The organism is Domibacillus mangrovi (assembly GCF_001906925.1).
In the GTDB taxonomy this organism is placed as follows: domain Bacteria; phylum Bacillota; class Bacilli; order Bacillales; family Domibacillaceae; genus Domibacillus; species Domibacillus mangrovi.
In genome coordinates this window covers 38,919-46,337 of sequence record NZ_MRWQ01000013.1, presented here as the reverse complement: position 1 = coordinate 46,337, position 7,419 = coordinate 38,919, and the positions used below count along the sequence as shown (strand labels likewise).

The window sequence follows — 7,419 nt, the reverse complement described above, 5'->3', positions numbered from 1 at the left end:
AAACTCTCCAAAAAGTGTTTGACTTGCTCATTTGTTTATCTGCATATGACAAACATCTGCCAGATAAGATTTAAAACAAAACGTTGACGTTTTTATTGATTTTGTTCAGTTTTCAATGTTCAATTTGTCATTTGCGACTTTAATATCTTAACATTTATAAAATACACTGTCAATTGTTTTTTATAAATGTTTTTTCAATTCGTTGTTCTATGTTGCTGACAACGTTTATAAATATACCATCGTACTTTTCTATATGCAAGTACTTTTTTTCATTTTCTCATTTTTTTTCAAAAACATAAAAACCCCGGCTAATTGGCCGGGGTTACTCATTTAATCTTTATGTCTCATAAGCGGGAATAACAGCACATCACGAATAGACGGAGAATTTGTCAAAAGCATAACGAGACGGTCAATCCCAATACCTAGTCCTCCTGTCGGTGGCATGCCATATTCTAGCGCTTCAATAAAGTCATCATCCATTTCATGCGCTTCATCATTTCCTTGCTCACGCTCTTTTAACTGCGATTCAAAACGTTCACGTTGGTCGATCGGATCATTTAATTCGGTGAAAGCATTGGCATGCTCACGCCCTACAATGAACAGTTCAAAGCGGTCTGTAAAACGTGGATCTTCTGGATTTTTCTTTGCCAAAGGTGATATTTCAACCGGATGACCATAAACAAAGGTAGGTTGAATAAGCTCTTCTTCCACTTTTTGCTCAAAAAATTCATTGATAATATGACCGAATTGCATCGTTTCTTTATATTCAATACCATGTTCTTTTGCAAGCTGACGTGCTTCTTCATCGCTCATTTCACGCCAAAAGTCTACACCTGTGTATTCTTTTACAGCATCGACCATATGAAGTCGTCGCCATTCAGGTTTCAACTCTACTGTATAATCACCATATTCAATTGTTGTTGTACCAATGACATCTTCAGCTACGTGAGCAATGACATTCTCAGTTAACCGCATAATGTCGGTAAAGTCTGCATATGCCTCGTACAATTCAATCATTGTAAATTCCGGATTATGGCGTGTTGATACACCTTCATTACGGAAAACACGACCTATTTCATATACTTTCTCCATCCCACCAACTATTAGACGTTTCAAATGAAGTTCAATGGCGATTCTCATATACAATTCCATGTCTAGTGCATTATGATGTGTGACGAATGGACGGGCGGCTGCACCACCAGCAATAGAATGCATCATCGGTGTTTCCACTTCCAAATAGCCATTATTATCAAGGTAACGACGCATCGATTGGATAATGCGACTGCGGGCGATAAAGGTTTGCTGACTTTCCGGGTTTGTCATTAAGTCCAAATAACGCTGACGGTAACGCTGTTCAATATCTTTTAGTCCATGATGTTTATCTGGAAGAGGTCTGAGTGATTTCGTTAAATACACGTATTCTGTTGCTTTCACAGATAGTTCGCCTACGTTTGTTTTAAATACTTTCCCTTTGATACCGACAATGTCTCCAAGGTCGGTCATTGTAAAGAGATCATACGCTTCTTCTCCAACCGTATCTTTACGAACATAAATTTGAATTTGACCATTCAAATCCTGAACGTGGGCAAATCCCGCTTTCCCTTTCCCGCGTTTTGTCATGATACGTCCAGCAATGACAACTTCCGCTCCTTTTTCTTCCAAATCTTCTTTTGAAATTGAATCAAACTGCGCTGTAATTGCCTCTGATGTATGGGTACGCTCAAAACGGCCTCCAAACGGATCAAGTCCTTTATCTTTTAAAGACTGCAATTTTTCTCTTCTGACCAACAACTGGTCGTTTAATTCTTCACTCATTTTCCCTTTCACTCCTATATTCAATTAAACCGCCTGAATCGACGCTTCCTTTTCTTCCACTTTGTTTACAAATGCTGTTAATAATGTGACGAGATCACTTCTCGTTTCACATATATTGATCTCTTTACGTACCTGTCCGTTTCCACGTATGCCTTTCAAATACCATGCGGCATGTTTGCGCATTTCACGTACAGCAACGTTTTCATTTTTCAAGTCAATTAAACGATCTAAATGAAGAAGACATACATCGATTTTTTCACGTGCTTTCGGTTCATCTGCAAGCAGACCTGTTTCAAGGTATTGCACCGTTCGATAAATCATCCACGGATTTCCAAGTGCAGCGCGGCCGATCATCACCGCATCACATCCTGTTTCATCAAGCATACGTTTTGCATCTTGTGGTGTTTCCACATCGCCATTTCCGATCAATGGGATATTAATTGAGTTTTTCACTTCTTTGATGATGTCCCAGTTCGAATGACCTTCGTACATTTGCACACGTGTACGACCATGAAGCGCCACCGCCTGACCTCCTGCACGCTCAACAGCACGGGCGTTCTCAACCGCATAAATGTGGTCTTCATCCCAACCCATACGCATTTTAACCGTTACAGGCTTGTCAACTGCATCGACAACAGCGGATACCATTTCATAAATTTTATTCGGATCAAGAAGCCATTTTGCTCCTGCATCACACTTCGTAATTTTCGGCACCGGACAACCCATGTTAATATCAATAATGTCTGCATTTGTATTTTTATCAACAAAACTTGCCGCTTGTACGAGCGATTCTCTTTCACCGCCAAAAATTTGAAGGCTAAGTGGTTTTTCGCGCTCATCGATATAAAGCATATTCATCGTTTTCTCATTTTGAAGTACAATTCCTTTATCACTGACCATTTCCGCGCATACCATTCCGGCACCGAATTCTTTTACTGTCAAACGGAAAGCAGAGTTACATACGCCGGCCATTGGGGCGAGCACTACCCTGTTCTTCAGTTCAACCGGTCCAATTTTCAACATAAATAATCACCTTTCTGTTTTCATAAGGACGAAAAAGCATCCGCCGTTTTCCAGATATTTACACCTTCTTTTCCCTGAACATAATGTAAATATTGTTCCAGCGGCATACTTATATCAGGAATTTGGATCGTTGCATCTATTTCTACCAGCGGAATAAGGACGAAAGCACGCTCTTTCATCCGCGGGTGAGGAATAATAAGGTTCTCTGATTTAATATTGTCGTGATTATACAACAAAATGTCAAGGTCTATTGTCCGCGGTCCCCATCTTAAATCCCGCTTTCGGCCAAGCTCATTTTCAATCTCCATACAGACGCCGAGCACCTCAACCGCCGACAATGACGTTCTCGCTTTCAATACGATGTTTAAAAAGGGCGGCTGATCGATAAAACCTACTGGGTCTGTTTCATATATAGACGAGACTACTTCAATGTGCATCTTTTCTTTTTGACAGAGAAGCTTCACGGCTTCCTTCAAGAAGAGTTCACGATCGCCCATATTCGTTCCGAGAGATAAATAGACGAAATGATTCATTATTCACGACCTCTCGTAATTTCAATCGCGACGTAATCATAATGTCCCGCAATCGGAGGATCTGGTTTAATCACTTTTACTGTACATGACTGCACAGTAATAAACTTTTCTAAAAGATCGCTGGCTATTTTTTCAGCCAGCGTTTCCACAAGCTTCACTGGACTGCCTTCCATAACTGCTTTACACGCCTCATAAATCTCCCCATAATTGACTGAATTTGCGAGATCATCTGTTTCGCCTGCTTTTTTAAGCGAAACATCAAGTGTCACATCTGCCCGAAAACGCTGTCCGAGTTTATTTTCTTCAGGAAAAACACCGTGATAGCCGTAAAATTCCATACCTGTCACATAGATTTTATCCATTGTGATGCCCCCTTTCCGACTAGCGCATCCATCATTTTCATCATGCGCGCGATTGGCAATACATCATGAACTCGAACAATATGACACCCTTTTTGAATACCAAAACAGCAAGTTGCACCTGTCCCTTCCATCCGCTCCTCTACTGGTACATTCAACACATAATCAATCATTCGTTTACGTGATGTACCGAGCAACACCGGAAATCCAAGCGCCGCAACACGATCAAGGTTTTGCATCATCTCTATATTTTGCTCCATCGTTTTCGCAAAACCAATGCCAGGGTCAAGGATAATGTGATCATCCGGCACACCAGCTTTTTTCGCAATTGTAATACTTTCATACAGATCATGTAAACAATCCCTCATAAAATCCCCATAATTCATTTCTTCTCGGTTGTGCATTAAAATAATGGGTACTCCTTTTTCAGCAGCGACTGCTGCCATATCCGGATCTCTTTTTGCACCCCAAATATCATTTAAGATTGATGCGCCAGCCTCAACTGCTTTTTCAGCTGTTTTTGCTTTAAACGTATCAATAGAAATTGGAACGTCCACTGAACAATCGATCGCTTCAATAATCGGCTGTACGCGGCTGATTTCATCTTCGGTAGATACCGGTTTATAGCCCGGGCGAGTTGATTCACCACCGATGTCTATAATATGTGCTCCGTCCTTTACCATTTGAAGAGCGTGGTGAACGGCGGCATCATGCTCGTTAAACTGACCGCCATCTGAAAAAGAATCAGGCGTCGCATTTAAAATGCCCATCACGTACGTTTGCTGTTCAAAATCGAGTGTATATTTTCCCGCTTTCATCCTGTACATCTCTCCATTTTCTTTCATTATTCTTTTTATTTTAACATAAAAAAAAAACAGACTGTGCGAATACAGTCTGTTGTTGGTTTAACTTAATCAAATTGGTAAAGCGGTGTGCTAAGGTAGCGTTCGCCGTTTGATGGGAGAATTGCTAATACTTTTTTGCCTTTGCCAAGTTTTTTTGCAACTTGAACAGCAGCAGCAATCGCTGCGCCTGAAGAGATCCCTCCAAGGATGCCTTCTTCCCGTGCAACAAGGCGCGCTGTTTCAAATGCTGTGTCATTGTCAATTTGGATAACTTCATCGTAAACTTTCGTATCAAGAATAGCTGGAATAAAGCCAGCACCGATTCCTTGGATTTTATGAGGACCCGGTTTACCGCCTGAAAGAACCGGTGAATCTGTCGGCTCCACTGCATAAACTTTTGCATTTGGCCATTTTTCTTTAATGACTTGTCCTGCACCTGTAATTGTTCCACCCGTACCGATACCGGATACGAAACCGTCGAGCTGATCAAACTGCTCAGCAATCTCTTTCCCTGTTGTTAGACGGTGAATTTCAGGGTTTGCTTCGTTTTCAAACTGCTGAGGCAAGAAATAGCCATTTGCATCAGCGAGTTCTGTCGCTTTGCGGATCGCTCCGCCCATTCCCTCTGGTCCCGGTGTTAATACAAGCTCTGCACCGTAAGCGCGAAGCAAGTTGCGGCGCTCCATACTCATTGTTTCAGGCATAACAAGGATTGCTTTGTATCCTTTTGCCGCTGCGATCATCGCAAGGCCAATTCCTGTGTTGCCGCTTGTAGGTTCAATTAATGTGCCACCTGGCTGTAAGTTGCCTTTTTTCTCCGCTGCTTCAATCATCGCAAGTGCGATCCGGTCTTTCACACTGCTCCCCGGGTTCATGTATTCAAGTTTCACGTACACTTCTGCACTGTTTTCACCTACTACATTGTTTAATCTTACAACTGGTGTTTGACCGACTAAATCGGCTACTGAATTCGCTACACGTACCATTAATTACTTACCTCCATTTAAATGCCGAGTATTTTTATTGGTTATATAGAATTTATCAACTTTTGATTGAAATGTCAACCATTTTGATATAAGTTCGCGGTTACATAGATAAAAACCTGCCAATTTTAGTTTTATAAAGATCAGGCTTCTTCTTTTAATTGTTCAAGTTCTTCTTTTGAAAATATATATCGTTCGTTACAAAAATGACATTGTGTTTCAGCACCGCCATCTTCTTCAATCATTTCTTGAATTTCCCCTTGACCAAGGCTAACAATTGCATTGCCAAATCGCTCTTTTGAACATGTACATTCAAATTGAACCGGCATTGTTTCCAAAAACTTCACGTTCTCTTCACCGAAAATGTACGTTAAAATCTGCTCCGGCACTAATCCTTTTTCAATGAGCTTAGATATAGGCTCCATATTGGTAATGCGTTCTTCTAAAATGGCAATTGTCGCATCATCTGTATTTGGCATGAGCTGAATAATGAAACCGCCCGCAGCTAGTATCGAGTTATCCGGGTTAACGAGCACACCTACACCAACCGATGATGGTACTTGTTCAGATACGGCAAAATAATATGTAAAGTCCTCCCCTAGCTCACCCGAGACAATAGGTGTTTGACCACTGAAGTTTTCACGAAGGCCAAGATCTTTTACAACTGTCAGCATGCCATCTGTCCCAACAGCACGACGTACATCAAGTTTGCCATTCTCGTTCAAATCAAAGTGAGTTTGCGGATAGGTAATGTAGCCTCGCACATTCCCATTCGCATCGCTATCAACCAGAATTGGACCCGCTGCGCCGCCGCCTTCAATTTTCAATGTGATTTTTTCGTTCCCTTTCATCATTGCACCCATCATAACACCTGCCGTCATGGAACGGCCGAGTGCTGCAGAGGCTGTTGGCCATGAACCGTGTCTTCTTTGTGCTTCCCCAATTGTTTTCGTTGTATCTACTGCATAGGCACGGACCTGTCCGTCAAAAGCCAATGCTTTTATTAAATAGTCACTCAATCTAATCTTCCTTTCATACATTTCTTTTATAAATTAACAAAAGACCTTTTAATGTTAATTCCAGATCGACGACATCAATCTCATCACACTCTTTAGCAATGAGTCCCGCCAGACCTCCCGTTGCAATAACCGTCGGATCGACATTACTTTGGCTCTTCATTCTTCTGACTATACCTTCTACTTGGCCAACATATCCATATAAAATACCAGCCTGCATCGCAGAAACCGTGTTTTTACCGACAATATTATCCGGCCGTGCAATTTCAATACGCGGAAGCTTTGATGCACGCGTATAAAGAGCTTCTGTTGAAATACCTATTCCAGGTGCAATTGCACCGCCCATATAATTGGATTTCTCATCTATATAGCAGTATGTGGACGCTGTCCCAAAATCGACAATAATAAGCGGAGAACCGTATTCATGAATGCCTGCTACTGCATTCACAATTCGATCTGCTCCAACTTCACGTGGATTTTCATATTTAATATTTAAACCAGTTTTCACACCAGGGCCGACAACAAGCGGATGAACGTGAAAATACTTTTTACACATGCGTTCAAGTGCCGCCATAATCGGTGGTACAACAGATGAAATGATCACACCATGAATTTGTTCAAATTGCAAACCGTCATGATGAAATAAGTTTTTAATTATCATACCGTATTCATCTTCTGTTTTATTACGGTTCGTTTCAATACGCCAGTGATACTTTAATGTTTCTCCTTCGTATACACCAAGCACTGTATTTGTATTCCCTACATCCAGTACAAATATCAACGTTCTCACCACACCTGTTCATCTATTTTTTCGTGTTTTATCATATCATACTATTCAAAATGAA

Annotated in this window: 8 protein-coding genes; all 8 read right to left on the bottom strand. The window is 41.2% G+C overall.

Annotated elements, in window-relative coordinates; genetic code table 11:
* Positions 1 to 330: 330 nt before the first annotated feature.
* Positions 331 to 1,815, bottom strand: a complete 1,485-nt coding sequence (gene lysS / locus BLL40_RS13720) for a lysine--tRNA ligase (protein ID WP_073712440.1) — start codon at positions 1,813 to 1,815, stop codon at positions 331 to 333.
* Between the two features lie 24 nt (positions 1,816 to 1,839).
* Complete coding sequence (dusB, locus tag BLL40_RS13715) at positions 1,840 to 2,838, bottom strand: tRNA dihydrouridine synthase DusB (RefSeq protein ID WP_073712439.1); 999 nt, start codon at positions 2,836 to 2,838, stop codon at positions 1,840 to 1,842.
* A gap of 20 nt (positions 2,839 to 2,858) precedes the next feature.
* Positions 2,859 to 3,371, bottom strand: coding sequence for a 2-amino-4-hydroxy-6-hydroxymethyldihydropteridine diphosphokinase (folK, locus tag BLL40_RS13710; RefSeq protein WP_073712438.1), 513 nt, complete (start codon positions 3,369 to 3,371; stop codon positions 2,859 to 2,861).
* Positions 3,371 to 3,733 carry a dihydroneopterin aldolase gene (gene folB / locus BLL40_RS13705; RefSeq protein WP_073712437.1) on the bottom strand — a complete coding sequence of 121 codons (363 nt, stop codon included), beginning with the start codon at positions 3,731 to 3,733 and terminating at the stop codon, positions 3,371 to 3,373. Before folB ends, folK begins: the two co-directional genes overlap by 1 nt.
* Positions 3,715 to 4,548 carry a dihydropteroate synthase gene (folP, locus tag BLL40_RS13700; RefSeq protein ID WP_073712436.1) on the bottom strand — a complete coding sequence of 278 codons (834 nt, stop codon included), beginning with the start codon at positions 4,546 to 4,548 and terminating at the stop codon, positions 3,715 to 3,717. The genes folB and folP overlap by 19 nt, the downstream gene beginning before the upstream one ends.
* 92 nt (positions 4,549 to 4,640) lie before the next feature.
* A complete protein-coding gene (gene cysK, locus BLL40_RS13695; protein WP_073712435.1) occupies positions 4,641 to 5,561 on the bottom strand; it encodes a cysteine synthase A in 921 nt (306 codons plus the stop codon).
* Between the two features lie 140 nt (positions 5,562 to 5,701).
* Entirely contained in the window at positions 5,702 to 6,577 is an 876-nt protein-coding gene (gene hslO / locus BLL40_RS13690) for an Hsp33 family molecular chaperone HslO (protein ID WP_073712434.1), read from the bottom strand.
* 13 nt (positions 6,578 to 6,590) lie between these two features.
* Positions 6,591 to 7,355 (bottom strand): type III pantothenate kinase, encoded by a 765-nt coding sequence (locus tag BLL40_RS13685; RefSeq protein ID WP_073712433.1) that lies wholly within the window; start codon positions 7,353 to 7,355, stop codon positions 6,591 to 6,593.
* Positions 7,356 to 7,419: the final 64 nt, after the last annotated feature.

Bases quoted from the DNA above. Each gene is read 5' to 3' on its own strand.
- lysS (WP_073712440.1), bottom strand. From the start codon at position 1,815: ATGAGTGAAGAATTAAACGACCAGTTGTTGGTCAGAAGAGAAAAATTG.
- dusB (WP_073712439.1), bottom strand. From the start codon at position 2,838: ATGTTGAAAATTGGACCGGTTGAACTGAAGAACAGGGTAGTGCTCGCC.
- folK (WP_073712438.1), bottom strand. From the start codon at position 3,371: ATGAATCATTTCGTCTATTTATCTCTCGGAACGAATATGGGCGATCGT.
- folB (WP_073712437.1), bottom strand. From the start codon at position 3,733: ATGGATAAAATCTATGTGACAGGTATGGAATTTTACGGCTATCACGGT.
- folP (WP_073712436.1), bottom strand. From the start codon at position 4,548: ATGAAAGCGGGAAAATATACACTCGATTTTGAACAGCAAACGTACGTG.
- cysK (WP_073712435.1), bottom strand. From the start codon at position 5,561: ATGGTACGTGTAGCGAATTCAGTAGCCGATTTAGTCGGTCAAACACCA.